The 17240-nt window shown below is 41.4% G+C and carries 17 protein-coding genes; 11 read left to right on the forward strand and 6 right to left on the reverse strand.

Features of this window, described 5'->3' with window-relative positions:
- Window positions 1–187 precede the first annotated feature (187 nt).
- The 5 genes from IEV36_RS03705 to IEV36_RS03725 all read left to right on the forward strand — a co-directional run bounded on the left by IEV36_RS03705 (window position 188) and on the right by IEV36_RS03725 (window position 3295).
- Complete coding sequence (locus IEV36_RS03705; protein WP_005259688.1) at window positions 188–529, forward strand: hypothetical protein; 342 nt, start codon at window positions 188–190, stop codon at window positions 527–529.
- A gap of 54 nt (window positions 530–583) precedes the next feature.
- Window positions 584–976: a putative signal transducing protein gene (locus IEV36_RS03710; protein ID WP_005259681.1), complete on the forward strand. Its 393-nt coding sequence runs from the start codon at window positions 584–586 to the stop codon at window positions 974–976.
- An 89-nt stretch (window positions 977–1065) separates the two neighbouring features.
- A complete protein-coding gene (locus IEV36_RS03715) occupies window positions 1066–1413 on the forward strand; it encodes a GFA family protein (RefSeq protein ID WP_004775676.1) in 348 nt (115 codons plus the stop codon).
- A 22-nt stretch (window positions 1414–1435) separates the two neighbouring features.
- Complete coding sequence (locus tag IEV36_RS03720; protein ID WP_005259679.1) at window positions 1436–1999, forward strand: DUF4256 domain-containing protein; 564 nt, start codon at window positions 1436–1438, stop codon at window positions 1997–1999.
- Window positions 2000–2131: 132 nt separating this feature from the next.
- Window positions 2132–3295: an acyl-CoA dehydrogenase family protein gene (locus IEV36_RS03725; protein WP_005259676.1), complete on the forward strand. Its 1164-nt coding sequence runs from the start codon at window positions 2132–2134 to the stop codon at window positions 3293–3295.
- Between the two features lie 16 nt (window positions 3296–3311).
- Here the strand turns inward: IEV36_RS03725 and IEV36_RS03730 are convergent, their stop codons facing one another.
- The 4 genes from IEV36_RS03730 to IEV36_RS03745 all read right to left on the reverse strand — a co-directional run bounded on the left by IEV36_RS03730 (window position 3312) and on the right by IEV36_RS03745 (window position 5433).
- Entirely contained in the window at window positions 3312–3716 is a 405-nt protein-coding gene (locus IEV36_RS03730; RefSeq protein ID WP_005259675.1) for a YbbD-related protein, read from the reverse strand.
- Between the two features lie 63 nt (window positions 3717–3779).
- Window positions 3780–4289: a GNAT family N-acetyltransferase gene (locus IEV36_RS03735; RefSeq protein ID WP_005259674.1), complete on the reverse strand. Its 510-nt coding sequence runs from the start codon at window positions 4287–4289 to the stop codon at window positions 3780–3782.
- Window positions 4286–4885 (reverse strand): TetR/AcrR family transcriptional regulator, encoded by a 600-nt coding sequence (locus tag IEV36_RS03740; RefSeq protein WP_005259673.1) that lies wholly within the window; start codon window positions 4883–4885, stop codon window positions 4286–4288. The genes IEV36_RS03735 and IEV36_RS03740 overlap by 4 nt, the downstream gene beginning before the upstream one ends.
- Before the next feature lie 35 nt (window positions 4886–4920).
- Complete coding sequence (locus IEV36_RS03745; RefSeq protein WP_004775670.1) at window positions 4921–5433, reverse strand: hypothetical protein; 513 nt, start codon at window positions 5431–5433, stop codon at window positions 4921–4923.
- A 173-nt stretch (window positions 5434–5606) separates the two neighbouring features.
- Here IEV36_RS03745 and IEV36_RS03750 point away from each other — a divergent pair, with 173 nt between their 5' ends.
- Window positions 5607–7409: an acyclic terpene utilization AtuA family protein gene (locus IEV36_RS03750; RefSeq protein ID WP_005259672.1), complete on the forward strand. Its 1803-nt coding sequence runs from the start codon at window positions 5607–5609 to the stop codon at window positions 7407–7409.
- A 63-nt stretch (window positions 7410–7472) separates the two neighbouring features.
- Here the strand turns inward: IEV36_RS03750 and IEV36_RS03755 are convergent, their stop codons facing one another.
- On the reverse strand, window positions 7473–9440 hold the full coding sequence (locus IEV36_RS03755) for a DUF2075 domain-containing protein (protein WP_005259667.1): 1968 nt from the start codon (window positions 9438–9440) through the stop codon (window positions 7473–7475).
- Between the two features lie 179 nt (window positions 9441–9619).
- On the opposite strand from IEV36_RS03755, the gene IEV36_RS03760 reads away from it, so the two are divergent.
- From IEV36_RS03760 to IEV36_RS03780, 5 genes are all read left to right on the forward strand, one after another.
- On the forward strand, window positions 9620–10501 hold the full coding sequence (locus tag IEV36_RS03760) for an SDR family oxidoreductase (RefSeq protein ID WP_005259665.1): 882 nt from the start codon (window positions 9620–9622) through the stop codon (window positions 10499–10501).
- Window positions 10502–10503: 2 nt separating this feature from the next.
- Window positions 10504–12117 carry an acyl-CoA carboxylase subunit beta gene (locus IEV36_RS03765; protein ID WP_005259664.1) on the forward strand — a complete coding sequence of 538 codons (1614 nt, stop codon included), beginning with the start codon at window positions 10504–10506 and terminating at the stop codon, window positions 12115–12117.
- A gap of 109 nt (window positions 12118–12226) precedes the next feature.
- A complete protein-coding gene (locus IEV36_RS03770) occupies window positions 12227–13387 on the forward strand; it encodes an acyl-CoA dehydrogenase family protein (RefSeq protein ID WP_005259663.1) in 1161 nt (386 codons plus the stop codon).
- Window positions 13388–13397: 10 nt separating this feature from the next.
- On the forward strand, window positions 13398–14231 hold the full coding sequence (locus IEV36_RS03775) for an enoyl-CoA hydratase/isomerase family protein (RefSeq protein WP_005259662.1): 834 nt from the start codon (window positions 13398–13400) through the stop codon (window positions 14229–14231).
- A gap of 70 nt (window positions 14232–14301) precedes the next feature.
- Window positions 14302–16260, forward strand: coding sequence for an acetyl/propionyl/methylcrotonyl-CoA carboxylase subunit alpha (locus tag IEV36_RS03780; protein WP_005259661.1), 1959 nt, complete (start codon window positions 14302–14304; stop codon window positions 16258–16260).
- Window positions 16261–16313: 53 nt separating this feature from the next.
- Here IEV36_RS03780 and IEV36_RS03785 read toward each other — a convergent pair whose 3' ends face one another.
- Window positions 16314–17240: a lipase secretion chaperone gene (locus IEV36_RS03785; RefSeq protein WP_005259660.1), complete on the reverse strand. Its 927-nt coding sequence runs from the start codon at window positions 17238–17240 to the stop codon at window positions 16314–16316.

Raw genomic sequence — 17240 nt, forward strand, 5'->3', positions numbered from 1 at the left:
CGCTGATGGTAGTGTGGCACTTGCCATGTGAGAGTAAGTCATCGCCAGCTTTTAAATTAGAAACACCCCCTCCGCTAACGCAGAGGGGGTGTTTTTTATGCTTGGGAAAATAAATTGAATAGCGTATCTTGAGGAATATGTTATTGTTTTATAGATTGAATCAAAATAATAAAAGGATGAAATTTAAATGATCAATAATAACCTTGCCATGACTTCAGAAGAATTCGTAGAGGAATTTAGATTTTTAAGAGATGATCTGATCCAGAGTTACTTTACTTTTGATTCTGAAATATCACGAATCAGTCTATTAGAAAAATCTGGTATGAATCATGCACAGATTCATTTAACGAAAAAAATTGTTTCAGAAGCTTTAACTGATGCGTTGTATACCATCTTACTCGGTCTTGATGGCTGCGCATCAATTGGTCGGCATCAAATCATGTATAGGCTATTTGATGAGGAGTCAAATGAACTGACTGGCAATATAGAATCGATAGCATGGGAAAAATTTCATAGCGAAAATACATAACAAGGTATAGTTGAGAGAGTTTAAAATTCATTTTTATTCCTTTTAGGCATTCTTATGCAATGGGTCGTTGCTGAAACATATTCTTTTCCCTACGAAGCACAAATTGCTAAAACGCAATTGGAAGCTGCTGAAATTCCTGCCCGTATTGAAAATGAACATACTATTAATATGGATTGGCTTTATTCCAATGCATTGGGTGGTGTTCGCTTGTTAGTTCCAGAAAGTTATTTGGAAGAAGCACAAGCATTACTGGCCCAAGATTTTAGTCAGGAATTAGAACAAGAGTTTGGTTTAAGTGAATGCTGTCCTAATTGTGGAAGCACAGATATAAAGCCTTATACGGAAGGGAAGAGGCCTGCATATTTTGTTTTCTTATTGCTGGGTTTCCCACTATTTTCGTATAAACATGGAACCAAGTGCCAACAATGCCAACATTTCTGGACTTAAGTTTGTATAAGCATTGATTAACAGAACCAGATTTGAATTTATGCATGGCGTCCTGTAAAAATAGATAGAAAATTAAAAAGGAAAAAAAGATGGAATATAAAGGAAGTTGTCATTGCGGAAAAATCACCTTTATTGCGCAGGGTGAACTGACTGAAGCATTATCTTGTAATTGTTCAATTTGCCAGAAAAAAGGCTCTTTGCTCTGGTTTTTACCGAAAAGCGAAGTCGAAATTACTGTTGAAGAGGACGCTCAGGCGACTTATCAATTCAATAAGCATGTGATTGAGCATCATTTCTGCAAGGACTGTGGTATTCACCCCTACGCGATAGGCACTGATCCAAAAGGGATTTCGATATGTGCGATCAATGTCCGTTGTATTGATAATCTGGATTTGGAAAGTATTAAGATCAATCATTTTGATGGTCGTTCGGTGTAGTTATAAAATTTAGAGTATAAAAATGACCAAGAATAAAAAGTTAGATCTCGCAGAAGTTGCAGCACTATTAGAGATATTAAAGATGCGTTTTGAAAAAAATATGCATCGACATAAGAGTTTGAATTGGGCGGATATCGAAGATCGATTGCAGCAGAAGCCAGAAAAGTTATGGTCTCTTAATCAAATGGAAGATACGGGTGGAGAGCCAGATGTAGTTTCATTGGATTCAAAATCATCTGAAATTATCTTTTATGATTGTGTCGTGGAAACACCAAAAGGGCGTAGAAGCCTTTGTTATGATCGTGCCGCTTTAGATGCGCGTAAGGAACATAAGCCAGAAAATAATGCGGTTGAGGTGGCAGAGGCTATCGGAATTGAATTGCTAACAGAAGAAGAATATAGACAGTTACAGTCTGTTGAGCATTTTGATTTAAAAACCTCAAGTTGGGTCAAAACGCCAGAAGATATTCGCAAATTGGGCGGTGCAATTTTTTGTGATAGTCGTTATGGTCGAGTCTTTACTTATCACAATGGTGCACAATCTTACTATGCGACTCGTGGCTTTCGCGGCCGATTAACAATATAGTTTCTCGTTTTCACTGGTTTTTTTAAGTATTTTTTAACTTTTAATTTTGCCAAGCGCTTGCTTGGTTTTTCTGGTTTTGCTACTTTAGTGCTCATTCAATAAACAATGATGAATAATTGCTAGGAAGCAGATATGCACCTTAATCCTTTGTACTATAACGAGCAGCATCTTGAATTTTCCAAGAGTATTCGACGTTTCGTAGAAAAAGAGATTTCACCTTTTATCAATGAGTGGGATGAAAGTGAGACTTTTCCCAGAGAGCTTTATAAGAAAGCCGCAGATATTGGTTTGTTGGGACTCGGGTTTGAAGAGCAATATGGTGGGGTTGCGGGAACAGATGCATTTTATACCTTGTTAGCTTCTATTGAGCTGGCAAAATGTGCATCAGGTGGTTTAGCTGCTTCTTTACTTTCACATACGATTGGCGCGCCACCGATCCAGCATTTTGCAAATGAAGAGGTAAAATCTCACGTACTTCCACAGATTTTATCAGGTGAAAAGATCTCGGCATTAGCGATTACGGAGCCTGGTGGTGGGTCGGATGTGGCAGCACTTAAAACCAAAGCTGTCCGAGACGGCGATTATTTTCTGGTAAGTGGAGAAAAGACCTTTATCACTTCAGGGATGCGAGCAGATTATTATTCTGTTGCGGTTCGTACTGATCCAAATGCCAAAGGTGCAAATGGTATTTCCATGCTATTGATTGATGCACATAGTGAAGGGATCAGCAAAACTAAACTGGACAAAATGGGGTGGTGGGCATCAGATACCGCGCATTTACATTTTGATAACGTTAAAGTGCCAGCCAGCAATTTGTTAGGCCCTGAAAATATGGGCTTTCTGGTGATTATGAATAACTTCAATATGGAGCGTTTTTTCCTTGCTGCGAGTAGTTATGGCTTTGCTTTGACTTGCTATGAAGAGGCATTGGATTGGGCACAGCAACGTCAAACCTTTGGCAAGCGGTTGGTTGATCATCAGGTGATGCGTCATAAGCTGGTAGATATGGCAACTCGATTGACTGCAACACGTGCTTTACTCGAGGATACGGCTTATCGCTTGGGCAAGCCTGAATTGCAAGGTAGTGAACTGATAGCCCAGATTTGTATGCTGAAAAATGTTGCCACTCAAACCATGCAATTCTGTGCAGATGCTGCGGTACAGACGCTAGGTGGAATGGGCTTTATGCGGGGTACTAAATCCGAACGTATTTATCGTGAAGTGAAAGTGAATATGATTGGTGGTGGTGCAGAAGAAATTATGAAGGACTTAATTAGTAAGCAATTGGGTTATTAAACTGATCTCTAGGAGCTTATCGTATGGATTCAACCCAATAAGCTCCTTTTCCCTCAGGATGAACTGCGATATACCAAATTGATGAACCCTGAGCGTAGACTAAAAACTGGAATCCCTGATCCTGCATTTCTTTCTTTTTACCTTGGGTCGCATTATTGATTTTAATTGGGATGGCACCTTGAGCGCTAAAATAGTTGAGATCTGTTGGCGAAAAAGTAAAAGAGCCATCGCCTCTGCTTAGATCTAAATCATTTATTTCAATAATATTTTTTGTAGTAGGTGGTAAAATGGGAGGTAACCAACCACGTTCAAATGCATGTTCAGCTTTAGCATGCTGCAAATCTGTAAACTTGGTTGTAACAATATCATCTGTACAACCCAGTATTAGACTGGAAAGTAAAATCAAGATTATGCGTTGCATATATTTCGCCTGCAGAATTGGCATCAGTTTATTTCTACCTTAATACATCAGATATCTCAACGATTAAAAGGCTTGATATTTCTTATCTGTCCAATCCGAATTTAAAATTGCCCAACGTTCATGATCTTTCCATTCTTTTCCACCGACTCGTAGATACTGGCGAGAGAAGCCTTCTTTCACAAAACCTGCATGTGCAACAAGGCGAATAGAAGGCAGATTATCTGGTTGGATATTGGCTTCTAGTCGATGTAGATTCAGTGTTTGAAATGCTTCTTTTAAAACCAGTTGTAGCCCTTGTCGCATATAGCCTTGTCCTGCATAAGGAGAAAAGGCTTCATAGCCTAAATAAGCAGAATGAAAGTAACCACGAATAATATTCGAGATATTAAAGGTGCCAACAATGGCATGATTTTCCTTCAAGCAGACGAAATAACGATATTCTTGAGCGAGGTAGTGTTCAAAATCAGTTGGCGGATAGGTCCACGGTTGATGTAGATGAATACTATTTTGGTAGGCATGTTTGATTTCAGTTAAATCACTGCGTTGAGGTTTACGTAAATAGACTGGACTCATTTCACCGCCATTTCCCAAACCATTTCAGTCAACTCATCAATTTTGACTTTGCCTTCGGGTTTGTACCATGTCACTGTCCAAGAAATCGAACCACCGAGCAAACGACGCCAGATAAAAGCATCATGTTTCACCTTGCCTTGAGCACGTAATTTTTCAATCACATCCAACCATACTTGCTCATATTCATTACGCATCTTCAAAAGATAGTCTTGTTTTTCTTTTGATAGCGCAAACCATTCATGTACCAGTACCGCCATAGCCGCACCTGTATCACCAGCAATGGAGAGTAATTCAGCTTTGATCAAATGACGTAATTGCTGTTCAGGATCAGTTGAGCGTTCAGCTGCTTCCTTTAAACGGGCAAAGTTATAAATAATGGTTTGTTCCATCACTGTCGCAAGAATCTCATCCTTACTTTTAAAATGATGAAACAGGCTACCTGATTGAATTCCGATAAATTCACCGAGTTGACGGACCGTGGTTTTGTCATAACCCTGCTTATAAAATAGATAGGCTGCACCTTGCAATAAACGTCCACGTGGACTGTCATCAAAACAAACAATTTTGGGGATTTGTTCAATTGAAGTTGCGATCATGTCTAAGTCCTACAGCAATGTGGCAGTATGATAGGTTAATTAGGAAGCTCTACCAAATCATAAACCTTAATTTTTTTATAAAATAAGAATTTGAATTCTATATAGCGTACAGAATAGCAAGTATCAGGATTTCTAAGTGTATTCAAATCATTGATTTGCTTTCCTATGTGAGAGTTTTTTCCTCGAATATCAACTTTTGAAAATGTATTGTTAATAATAAAATAATCACTATATGAAAAATCTTTTGAATTTTTAGGTTTGTATTTGACAGTTGTATAATAGGTCATACAGCCATAGTGAAAATTTTGTTTTTTAACTTCTTGATTGAGATGATTATTTACAATAATCATCTGAAAATAAAAAATATATATGAAAGGTAAGATAAAACTTAGAATGAAAAGAATAAAAGCAATGACTTTATTTTTCGGAATATTGGCGAAAAGGATACCTAAACAAAGAATGAGCAAAAAAATAATTAATTCTGCTTTTTCATAGAGAAGAAATGAAACTTCTAGATAGTGGCTTTGAATAAAACTAATTAAAAGCATTTTTTATTTCACATGGCTAGGTAGCATAATTTTTTTAGAAAATTTATTCCAAATAACAAGGTATTAGCAAGAAATATTATTTCTATTTTTATACCATAGCATTATGCACTTTACAAACCAAGCACTTGCTTGGTAATGTTAAGGCGTTTTTAGCAATAACAATGAGAAAGCGCATGACAAGTGTCAAACAGGATGACCAGAGGGTAGTCAAAATCGGGTGTGCATCAGGGTTCTGGGGCGATACCAATACCGCTGCTTTTCAGTTGGTACACCTCAGTGATATTGATTATTTGGTCTTTGATTATCTGTCTGAAATTACCATGTCGATTATGGCGAAGGCGATGATGATGGACCCAAGTCATGGTTATGCACTAGATTTTGTCAGTCGAGTGATGGCACCGCTGATCAATAAAATTGCTGAGAAAAAAATAAAAGTAATCAGTAATGCAGGTGGGGTAAATCCACTGGCTTGCCGTGATGCATTACAAAAAATCATTGATGAAAAGGGCTTAAATTTAAAAGTTGCAGTGGTGTTAGGGGATGATGTATTACCCAAGCATGCCGAATTATTAAAACAAGATATTCAAGAAATGTTTAATGGCGATGCCTTGCCTGCACAGGTTGCCAGTAGCAATGCCTATTTAGGCGCTATTGCGATTCGCGATGCGCTCGACTTAGGAGCAGATATTGTTATTACAGGTCGTGTGGTCGATTCAGCGGTTGTGCTTGCACCATTATTGCATGAGTATAAATGGTCACTTGAGGATTATGACAAGTTAGCACAAGGCTCATTGGCAGGGCATGTGATTGAATGTGGTGCACAGTGTACAGGTGGAAATTTTACTGATTGGCGTCTGGTTCAAGGCTTTGACAATATGGGCTTTCCAATCGTAGAGGTCTGTGCTGATGCTTCATTCATCGTGACCAAGCCAAAAGGGACGGGTGGGTTGGTTTCGACTGCGACTGTAGCAGAACAGATCGTTTACGAAATTGGCAATCCGCAAGCCTATCTTTTACCTGATGTGATTGCTGATTTTAGTCAAGTCCATTTAGAACAGGTGGGCGAACATCGAGTTAAGGTGACAGGTGCCACAGGTCGTGCACCCACCCAACAATATAAAGTCAGTACAACCTATGCCGATGGCTATCGAGTCTTGGTCAGTTTCTTAATTGCTGGTCGTGAAGCACCAGAAAAAGCCCAAGTGATTGCCGATGCCATTCTGAATAAATGTGAACGCGTTTTGGCACTACGTTCAGTCCCTCCGTTTAGTGAAAAGTCAGTCGAGATTCTCGGGATTGAAAGTACCTATGGCACACACGCCCGAATCAAAGACAGCCGTGAAGTCGTGGTCAAAATCGCGGTCAAACATCTGTTTAAAGAAGCTTGTATGTTCTTTGCTTCTGAAATTGCTCAAGCCTCAACAGGCATGGCACCTGCATTGGCAGGAATTGTCGGAGGTCGTCCTAAAGCATCGGCAGTAGTGAAATTATTTTCATTTTTGATTGATAAAGATCAACTGAAAGTCGAAGTCGACTTTGCAGGACAGCGTTATCCCGTTCAGATTCCCGTTGGACAATCTTCACAAGATTATGTGCTACATCCTGTCGGTGAAGTGGCAACCTATCAAGGCGATGAGATTGAAGTACCTTTGATTGAGGTGGCACATGCACGCAGTGGCGATAAGGGCAATCATAGCAATATCGGAGTGATTGCACGTAAAGCTGAATATTTACCGTGGATTCGTGCGGCACTGACTGAAGGCAATGTTGCCGCGTATATGCAACATGTTTTAGATCTTGAAAAATCAAAAGTAATTCGTTATGAATTGCCAGAGATGCATGCGCTGAATTTCATGTTGGAAAATGCTTTGGGTGGTGGTGGGATTGCCAGCTTGAGAATCGATCCGCAAGGTAAAGCTTTTGCACAGCAATTATTGGATATGCCGGTGAAAGTGCCTAGAAAACTGATATCTTGAGCTATATTTACCTGATATAGGGGGCGTTTGAGTAATGCAGTACAAGCGAAACTCCTATGTCTTTTACAATATATCTAACCCACAAGAGAGAAGATAGTTATAGATTGAGTCATAGTATTTTTGGGGTCTTGTTGGATCTGTACCATCTACAGCCGGAATAAAAATAACCATACCTTGCCTTGCTCGAGTCAGTAACACTCTATAAGCATTTAGAAGATAGCTTTTGGTTGCGTCTTTCTTAATATTTTGCCACTTAGAACCTTTAAAACTTTGGAATTGCCAACCATTCTCGTAATAGAGATTTATATCCCAGCTTATACATGTATAGTCGATTTCAAGTCCTTGGATATCAAACTCAGTCGCGATATCCTCTAAGTAATAAGAAGATCGTATGTCATCTTGAGTATTTAAAAACCAATCAGTTGGAGATATATCATTCTTAACATAGATGCCTTCTGCTTTTAGTCTTTTAGCACCTGAACTTGCAATCAACCCAATTCTTTCAGTACCTCTAGCTTGATTTCTTAACCAGATTTTTGCCTTGGCTAAGTCCCTAGTGATTTTAATGGGATAATTGTGTTTAATTTCTTGATAAATTTTAGTGGCTTGATCATTTTTATTGTCTAAAATGGCTTGGATCAAGGATGCAACTTTTTCACTTCGAAATGAGCGAACTGAGGTGGATAAATGAAGATCAGTTTTTTGATGTCCATGTTGTTCTAACCAGTTTGATAAATCTAAATTATTTAGATAGGTATTAGGTTCAGCCAAAATCTTATCTGAATAATAAATATCCCAAGATTGGTATTTTGTTTTTAGCGACTCAATCCATTCTGAAACGCCAGCTTCACCTGTATTGATTTCTTGTCCGCCACCAATTAAACATATAATTGCACACCAATCTTTATGTCGATCCATTACACTAATTAGATATTCGGGTTCAGACATATCAAAGTTTTGGATTCCCTTTTTCTGTTGCATGAACTTAGAGACTTGTTCTTTTTGCCAAGCTCTTTGTGCTTCATCGAAAACGACAACTTTTTCAATCGGGGCATGAGGTGTCCTTAAATTGTCATCTCTAAAATGATGAATATTCTGGATAAAGGCCTTTGCTTTCCTTTCAGCTTCTGTACGTAAAATTCTCTGACCACTCCTTTTAGCAGATTCTACTGAATCTCTAGTCAATGCTTCTCTCAAGACATCAACTAATGGACCATTACCCGATAGAAATACTGAGTGTTCTGATTGATCTGCTTTTAGTCGCTCATTCGCAATGTTTAGACCTGCAAGCGTTTTTCCTGCACCAGGAACACCTGTTAAAAAGCAGATTGATTTTCTATGTTGGACTTTAGAGTTTTCGATAATTTTGTTTATTAGAATAGAGGTATTTGATAGGTTAATTGCACCGGCATCACTTCGTGAAATTTCTTTAACGCTATGCCCTTTGTATAAGGCTTGAGCGGCCTCAATAATAGTGGGTGTTGGTTTGTAAGCACTATTTTCCCAAGAAAGAATATTTAAACTTTTTTCAGTTTTTACTTGGTCTAGAATTTGAATCAATGTTGATCTAAAGTTTTCTTTATTACATAGGATGCAACTGGTTAAGCCTACAGCACTATCAATCTTTGAGTTAACACTTGGGGCATTCGTCGCAATCAAGATAGGGATAATCGTTTTATTGTGACTTCCTTCATGAAAATTTTGTAAATCCAAACAATAGTCAATGGTCTGATTTTGAGCATGTTTTGAATAACTTTTGTCACCAACTTTGAACTCTATTATAAAAATTAAATTACTTATAATTAATATGTTATCTACTCGTTTCCCCATTCTAGGAATAGAGAACTCAAAATATAAATGCCCACAAAAATCTTTAAGCTCTCTTTTTAGAAAATCAATTTGTTCAAGCCAAGCATTTTTCTGTAAATCTTCTAAATCATGTGGATGGTAACGTGCAAGTTGTCCAAAAATTGCATTTTTATTTTCGTTTAAAAAGAAATTTATCGAACTTTGATAATAACTTGTATTCATTGTGAGTTTTAAAGGTTTAAAAATCTTAAATTGAACAATATGTTAGCACTAGAAATAATATTTTAGCAAAAAATGACATTTAAATTCGGACGATTAAGGCATCTTTGCACTTTACAAACCAAGCACTTGCTTGGTAGTGTGTGATCAGTTAAAAATAATAGATGAATGGATCATAAAACATGGGTTATCAATCAATTTTTAGGGCAGATGCATTTGCTGACAAAGTAATTATCGTGACAGGCGGTGGTTCTGGGATTGGCCGTTGTACGGCACATGAATTGGCATCCTTAGGTGCGCAAGTTGTGATTACGGGACGTAAAGTTGAAAAATTAGAGAAGGTCAGTCAGGAAATTCTGGAAGATGGCGGCAAAGTTCATTTCATCGTCTGTGACAATCGTGATGAAGAACAAGTTAAAAACATGATTGCTGAAGTTATTGAAAAATTCGGCAAGCTCGATGGTTTAGTCAATAACGCAGGCGGACAATTTCCATCTGCATTAGAGAATATTTCTGCCAATGGTTTTGATGCGGTGGTCCGTAATAACCTGCATTCAACCTTCTATCTGATGCGTGAAGCTTATAATCAATGGATGGCAAAGCATGGGGGCAGCATTGTCAACATGACCGCAGATATGTGGGGCGGTATGCCAGGTATGGGCCATTCAGGTGCAGCACGTTCAGGCGTGGATAACCTGACGAAAACCGCTTCGGTTGAATGGGGCAAGTCTGGGGTTCGTGTCAATGCGGTTGCACCAGGCTGGATTATTTCTTCGGGCATGGATAACTATAGTGGTGATTTTGCCAAAGTGATTATTCCAAGTCTGGCGAGCAATGTCCCGTTAAAACGTATGGGTACAGAGTCAGAAATTTCTTCCGCGATTTGTTATTTACTCTCCGATGCTGCCGCTTTTGTATCAGGGGTAACACTCCGCATCGATGGGGCTGCTTCACAAGGCACTCGTATGTATCCATTGGCAGATGCGACCAACAATGAAGCCTTTAATGGTTTCCATCGTGCGTTTATTCCTGACATTTTCAAAAATAGCACTGATGGAGAATAAAGATGACTATTCTCCAATCTGAAATTGCAGTGGGTAGTGAGCAATATGAGCAAAATCGAGAGACGTTATTAACGCAGTTGGCTGAAGTACGGGCCGTGCAGCAAAAAAGCATCGATAAATCTTATGCGGCAAAACCCAAGTTTGATAAGAAAGGCAAAATCTTGCCCCATGAACGTATTCGTTTACTGCTCGATGCAGACTCACCTTTTGTCGAGTTGTGTGGTCTGGTTGGCTACAACATGCATGATGATAAAGATGGCTCCGAGGCAGGTGGTGGGGTGATCGCAGGGATTGGTTTTGTTAGTGGTGTACGTGCGCTGGTTTCTGCCAGTAATAGTGCGATCAAAGGTGGCACCATGTCACCGATGGGGGTACATAAAACCCTCCGCCTGCAAAAGATCGCATTAGAGCAAAAGCTGCCAATGGTCACCTTGACTGAAAGCGGCGGGGCTAACCTGAACTATGCTGCGGAAGTGTTTACCTATGGCGGTATGACCTTTGCCAATCAGGCACGATTATCTGCCGCGGGAATTCCACAAGTTGCAGTAGTGCATGGTAATGCCACCGCGGGTGGTGCTTATCAGCCAGGTTTATCTGATTATGTGATTGCCGTACGCAAGCAGACTGAAATGTTATTGGCTGGACCACCATTGTTATTGGCAGCAACAGGTGAGGTCGCAACAGCTGAAGAGCTGGGTGGTGCGGAAATGCATACTCAAGTTTCAGGGGTGGCGGAATATCTGGCGGAGAATGATGCGGATGGTATTCGTTTGGCGCGTGAGATTTTTGAACATCTGAACTGGAAAGAACAAACCGCGCAATCGAATCAGAATTATAAAGAACCACGTTATGCTGCGGAAGAATTGTTAGGTATTGTTCCGCAAGATCCAAAGCAACCTTTTGATATGAAGGAAATCATTGCAAGGATCATTGATGATTCAGACTTTCTGGAATTTAAACAGGAATATGATGCTTTAACTGTTTGCGGTTGGGCAAAAATAGGTGGTTTGCATATTGGCATCATTACCAATAATGGTCCCATTACCCCGCAAGGTGCGGCTAAAGCAGCACAATTTATTCATCTGTGTGAACAGACCCAACGTCCACTGTTATTCTTGCACAACACCACCGGTTTTATGGTCGGAACGGATGCAGAGCAGAACGGCATTATCAAGCATGGTTCTAAGCTGATTCAGGCAGTCGCCAATGCGACGGTGCCAAAAATCTCGATCGTGATTGCGGGTTCTTATGGGGCAGGCAACTATGCGATGTGTGGACGCAGTTTATCGCCACAATTTATCTTTGCATGGCCCAATTCGCATGTGGCAGTGATGGGCGCAGCGCAAGCGGGAAAAGTATTGCGTATTGTGGCTGAGGGTAAACAGAAAGCATCAGGGATGGAACCGAATCCGCAGATGCTGGATTTCTTGGAACAAAGTACAGCAATGAAACTGGAACAGCAGTCGACGGCTTTATTCAATACCGCAATGCTCCATGATGATGGGATTATCGATCCGAGAGATACTCGAAAAGTACTGATTTTCTTATTACAAACCATTTTTGAAGCACAGCAACGTGAGTTAAATCCAACACGATTTGGTGTGTCGAGATTTTAATTTTTAACACCCTCATCCTAGCCTTCTCCCTGAGGGAGAAGGGATTCCCTCGCCATTTTGGGGAGAGGGTTAGGGAGAGGGGAAAAACAATTTTTAAGGAACAAAAACAATGAAATTTACCGCAGAACATGATGCTTTACGCCGTACCACACGTCAGTTTGTTGAAAATGAATTGAATCCTTTTATTCCTGAGTGGGAAGAAGCGGGTCGTTTTCCGATTCATGATGTATTTAAGAAAATGGGGGATTTGGGCTTATTGGGGATTTGCAAGCCAGAGGAAAATGGTGGTTTAGGGCTCGATTATTCTTATAACCTTGTCGTAGCAGAAGAATTAGGTCGTGCTGCTTGTGGAGGTGTACCCCTCGCGATTGGCGTGCAAACCGATATGGCAACACCTGCACTGGCTCGTTTTGGTAGCGAAGAACTGCGAGAAGAGTTTCTAAATCCTGCAATTCGTGGTGAATATGTCGCGTCGATTGCGGTATCCGAAGTGCATGCGGGTTCTGATGTGGCAGCCATCAAAACGACTGCAAAAAAAGATGGCGACGACTATGTGATTAACGGCAGTAAGATGTGGATCACCAACTCATTACAAGCAGATTTCTTCTGTTTACTTGCCAATACTTCTGATGATAAGCCACACGTCAATAAATCCATGATTATTGTGCCAGCAAAAACGGCAGGGATTAGCTTTTCAGAACCCTTGAATAAATTGGGTATGCGTTCAACCACCACGGCACAGGTTTATTTCGACAATGTTCGTGTACCGCAACGCAATCTTGTGGGGGCTGAAGGCATGGGCTTTATGATGCAAATGATGCAGTTCCAGGAAGAGCGGATGTGGGCCTGTGCCAATGCAGTGGGCGGTATGGAAAAGGTCATTCAGCAAACCATTGATTATGCCAAAGAGCGCACCACCTTTGGTCAGCCCTTGATTAACAATCAATATGTGCATTTCCGTTTTGCTGAGTTGATGACCGAAGTGGAAGCTTTACGCGCATTAACTTATCAAGCCTGTGAACAGCATATCGCAGGTGAAAATGTCACCATGATGGCTTCAATGGCAAAGCTAAAAGCAGGTCGTTTAAGCCGTGAAGTGGCGGATAGCTGTCTGCAATATTGGGGCGGTAATGGCTTTATGTGGGATAACCCTGCGTCGCAACTGTTCCGTGATGGCCGTCTAGGCTCAATAGGCGGCGGTGCAGATGAGATTATGTTGGGGATTATCTGTAAGCTCATGGATATTCTGCCTAAAAAGCAGAAAAACTAGGAGACGAAAGATGGTGCTTTCAACTTCTCTTGCAGACTTGAATATTGATGACAGCATTGAACTAGAGCTACAGGGCAGCATTTTGACCTTATGGCTGAATCGTCCTGAAAGCCGTAATGCTATGAGCTTGAATATGGTGACTGCCATTCAACAGGTGTTTAGCCAGATTGCGGATGATTCCTCAATTCGAGCTGTCGTTCTCAGAGGTAAGGGCGGGCATTTCTGTGCGGGGGGCGATATCAAAGATATGGCGAGCTTACGTGTTGAAGCTGCGAATACAGGCAGTTTGCAACCCTACGTCGATTTTAACCGCCGTTTTGGAGCCATGATTGAGCAGGTTGACCAAGCACCGCAAACCGTTGTTGTTGTGCTTGAAGGTACTGTACTTGGTGGCGGCTTTGGCTTGGCCTGTGTCTCGGATATTGCCATCAGTCGTGATAGCGCCCAGTTTGGTCTGCCAGAAACAGGTTTGGGCATCTTACCCGCGCAAATTGCGCCTTTCGTGGTAAAGCGGATTGGTCTGACTCAAGCGCGTCGTTTGGCTTTATTAGGTTTACGTTTTGATGGTCATGCTGCTTTGAATTTAGGTATGATTCATCAGTTGGCGCAGAATGACGCTGAACTGGAACAGCAGCTTACTGAGACCATTCAACAGATTAAGCGTGCCGCACCTTTGGCTTCCCGTGCCACCAAAGCTTTATTACATCGAACGTTGAATGAACCTTTAACTTCTCTGCTGGATGATGCAGCACAACAATTTGCACAAGCAGTCGGTGGCGCAGAAGGGCAAGAAGGAACGATGGCTTTTATTCAAAAACGTTTGCCAAACTGGACTGAGCAGTAAAAGAGCAAAGTATGTCTTTGCGCACCGTATCGGTCAAAACTATACATACGGTGCTTTGAGGGATTAAATAATGAAATTTTCAAAAGTATTAGTGGCAAACCGTGGTGAAATTGCCGTTCGTGTCATGCAAACGGCCAAAGCGATGGGCTATCAAACGGTTGCCGTGTATTCAGATGCCGATGCCAATGCTCGCCATGTCCAGCTGGCAGATGAGGCGGTTTATATCGGTGCATCTAAAGTTTCAGAATCCTATTTATCGATTGCCAATATTATTGAAGCCTGCCAAAAGACAGGTGCGGATGCGGTACATCCCGGTTATGGTTTCTTGTCTGAAAATACTGACTTTGCTCAGGCTTGTCTTGATCATGGTATTACCTTTATTGGGCCAACCGCTGCTGCTATTGAATTAATGGGCAGCAAGCGCCTATCTAAAATTGCCATGATTCAGGCAGGCGTGCCTTGTGTGCCCGGTTATGAAGGGGATCAGCAGGATATTGATTATCTAGCTGAACAGGCAGAGAAGATTGGTTATCCTTTGATGGTCAAGGCTTCGGCAGGTGGTGGTGGACGCGGCATGCGCTTGGTTCATCAGGCTTCGGATGTCTTGGATGCCTTAAAAACAGCACGTTCAGAGGCAGAAAATGCCTTTGGTTCAGGTGAGCTGATTTTAGAGAAAGCGGTAATCGCCCCACGCCATGTCGAGATTCAAGTATTTGGTGATACGCATGGCAATTATGTGTATTTGTTTGAACGTGATTGTTCAATTCAACGTCGTCATCAAAAGGTGGTCGAAGAAGCTCCTTGTCCTGTGATGACGCCTGAACTGCGTCAGAAAATGGGTGAGGCAGCTGTGGCAGCGGCCAAAGCTTGTGATTATGTCGGGGCAGGTACAGTAGAGTTCTTGCTGGACCAGTCGGGTGAGTTCTATTTTCTGGAAATGAATACCCGTTTGCAGGTCGAACATCCTGTCACGGAAATGATCACAGGGCTAGATTTGGTGGAATGGCAGCTCCGTGTTGCCAATGGTGAAACTTTAGCTTTGCAGCAGCATGAACTGACGCTGAATGGGCATGCGATTGAAGTGCGTCTTTATGCCGAAGACCCACGACAGGATTTCTTGCCACAAACAGGGAAAGTGCTGCGTTGGCAACCCGCTGGTGCTGATGGTATGTTGCCGAATGTCCGTATTGACCACGGCATGTTAGAACAAGGTGAAATTAGTCCGTTCTATGATCCGATGGTGGCCAAGGTCATTGCTTATGGTAAGACTCGTCAGGATGCGATTCGGTTGCTCGCTCGCGCCGTTGATGATTGTGTCTTATTGGGCGTGAATAGTAATAAACAATTCCTGAGCAATTTATTGCGTCATCCGATTATTGTCGCTGGGGATACTAATACTGCCTTTATTCAGCAGCATTTTCAGGATGATGTGAGTCTACATCAACAAAGCTTAAAGATTGAAACACTTGCGGTGGCAGCAGCACTATTTACCCAACAGAATCAGCAGCGCATTGCTTGGCAAACAGGTGTCGCGTTGCCATTTCCGTTGAAACTGAAATATGCAGATCAACAGTTATTGCTATATGTACAAAATGATCAGCAGCAGGTCAAAGTTGAATTATGTGACCAACAGGCAACGATCAACATTATAAGCATCAATGGTGAAGAGATTGTTTATTGCTGTGATGGCGTTCGCCGTAAGCTGGCTTATGTATTTGATCAAGATCAGCTGTATTTAGATGTAGGCAATGGCAATGTGGTGATTGAGAATATTACCTATGCAGCACCTGAAGCCGCAGAAGTTGTTGGTGATGGAAAAATCCGAGCACCGATGGATGGGGCGATTGTGAATCTGTTGGTCAATGTCGGCGATCAGGTGGTGAAAGGACAAACTCTATTGGTGCTCGAAGCCATGAAAATTCAACAACAGATCAAATCCGATGTTGATGGTGTAGTCGAAGAACTGATTGGTCAGGTTGGGCAGCAGGTGAAAAAACGTCAGCAATTATTAAATGTTTCATTACTTTAGCTGAATCCGTTGATTGAACCCTTACGATCAGCGATCGCTTGGGTTCGATCGATTTAGGGGAACATTTTTAAGCGTAGACTCTCTAAACGACTCTGATACTGTTTTTGCCATTCTGTCTCTGAGAGTTGTGCTTTTAATGGTTCCATCTCTTGTTGTAGCTGCTGCAAGGCTTGCTGATATTGATCAACTTGCTGCTGTTGCTGAGCTTCGCGTCGTTCTCTTTGCTGAACCTCTTGGCGTTCCTGCTCTGTTAAATATTGCTGTTGTAATTGTTGCTTTAAGCGTTCAGTTTCAGCAGTATTTTGTTGGCCTTGCTGAATCAAATTTAAGGCTTGTTGATATTGTCCGATCTTGCCTTCCTGCTCAGTTGCATCAGGATATTGTTGCTGCAATTGTTCAAAGGCTTTTAAACGTTGTTCAGCGCTGAGTTTTTGATTCTGAGCCAAATCATTATAGGCAAAACGATATTCCGCATAACTGCGCTCTTGCCCAAAACCAAGCATGGTTTCTGCTTTTCCCAAAGTCTGCTCTCTCAGTTTCCATAAGCGATCAAAACGCTCTTTCGGTGATAAAGAGGTGGATAGCACCGTACTTTGCATCTGCTGCTCATACTCAGGCAAACGTTTGAGTAGATTCGCGACCAGTTGTGCAAACTTTTGATCAGGATAATGGGCTAAGGCTTTTGCCAAAGCAGCATTACAGTCAGATACAGGGCAGTTGGCCTTAAAGTCATTGAGAAACTGAGTGATATTGCCAGGTTGCTGCTGTAAATTCTTGATTTGCTTTAAGAGCGAGTCCTGAAAAATTTCATCCTTGCTTTTATTTGGCATGCTGTCATCACGCATCTGTGTCGATGAATCCTGAGATACTGTGGATCTGGTGTGCTGGATTGCAGCGGAAGAGGCGGTGCTCTTCCAGACAACAATCCCAACCAAGACCACGACAACAATTATTATTGTCAGCAATAGTCTTTTATTCAT

The sequence above is a fragment of the Acinetobacter vivianii genome, assembly GCF_014635885.1.
Taxonomy (GTDB): domain Bacteria; phylum Pseudomonadota; class Gammaproteobacteria; order Pseudomonadales; family Moraxellaceae; genus Acinetobacter; species Acinetobacter vivianii.

Excerpts from the sequence above, each read along its gene's own strand:
- IEV36_RS03705 (WP_005259688.1), top strand. The coding sequence starts at position 188 with ATGATCAATAATAACCTTGCCATGACTTCAGAAGAATTCGTAGAGGAA.
- IEV36_RS03710 (WP_005259681.1), top strand. The coding sequence starts at position 584 with ATGCAATGGGTCGTTGCTGAAACATATTCTTTTCCCTACGAAGCACAA.
- IEV36_RS03715 (WP_004775676.1), top strand. The coding sequence starts at position 1,066 with ATGGAATATAAAGGAAGTTGTCATTGCGGAAAAATCACCTTTATTGCG.
- IEV36_RS03720 (WP_005259679.1), top strand. The coding sequence starts at position 1,436 with ATGACCAAGAATAAAAAGTTAGATCTCGCAGAAGTTGCAGCACTATTA.
- IEV36_RS03725 (WP_005259676.1), top strand. The coding sequence starts at position 2,132 with ATGCACCTTAATCCTTTGTACTATAACGAGCAGCATCTTGAATTTTCC.
- IEV36_RS03730 (WP_005259675.1), bottom strand. The coding sequence starts at position 3,716 with ATGCAACGCATAATCTTGATTTTACTTTCCAGTCTAATACTGGGTTGT.
- IEV36_RS03735 (WP_005259674.1), bottom strand. The coding sequence starts at position 4,289 with ATGAGTCCAGTCTATTTACGTAAACCTCAACGCAGTGATTTAACTGAA.
- IEV36_RS03740 (WP_005259673.1), bottom strand. The coding sequence starts at position 4,885 with ATGATCGCAACTTCAATTGAACAAATCCCCAAAATTGTTTGTTTTGAT.
- IEV36_RS03745 (WP_004775670.1), bottom strand. The coding sequence starts at position 5,433 with ATGCTTTTAATTAGTTTTATTCAAAGCCACTATCTAGAAGTTTCATTT.
- IEV36_RS03750 (WP_005259672.1), top strand. The coding sequence starts at position 5,607 with ATGACAAGTGTCAAACAGGATGACCAGAGGGTAGTCAAAATCGGGTGT.
- IEV36_RS03755 (WP_005259667.1), bottom strand. The coding sequence starts at position 9,440 with ATGAATACAAGTTATTATCAAAGTTCGATAAATTTCTTTTTAAACGAA.
- IEV36_RS03760 (WP_005259665.1), top strand. The coding sequence starts at position 9,620 with ATGGGTTATCAATCAATTTTTAGGGCAGATGCATTTGCTGACAAAGTA.
- IEV36_RS03765 (WP_005259664.1), top strand. The coding sequence starts at position 10,504 with ATGACTATTCTCCAATCTGAAATTGCAGTGGGTAGTGAGCAATATGAG.
- IEV36_RS03770 (WP_005259663.1), top strand. The coding sequence starts at position 12,227 with ATGAAATTTACCGCAGAACATGATGCTTTACGCCGTACCACACGTCAG.
- IEV36_RS03775 (WP_005259662.1), top strand. The coding sequence starts at position 13,398 with ATGGTGCTTTCAACTTCTCTTGCAGACTTGAATATTGATGACAGCATT.
- IEV36_RS03780 (WP_005259661.1), top strand. The coding sequence starts at position 14,302 with ATGAAATTTTCAAAAGTATTAGTGGCAAACCGTGGTGAAATTGCCGTT.
- IEV36_RS03785 (WP_005259660.1), bottom strand. The coding sequence starts at position 17,240 with ATGAATAAAAGACTATTGCTGACAATAATAATTGTTGTCGTGGTCTTG.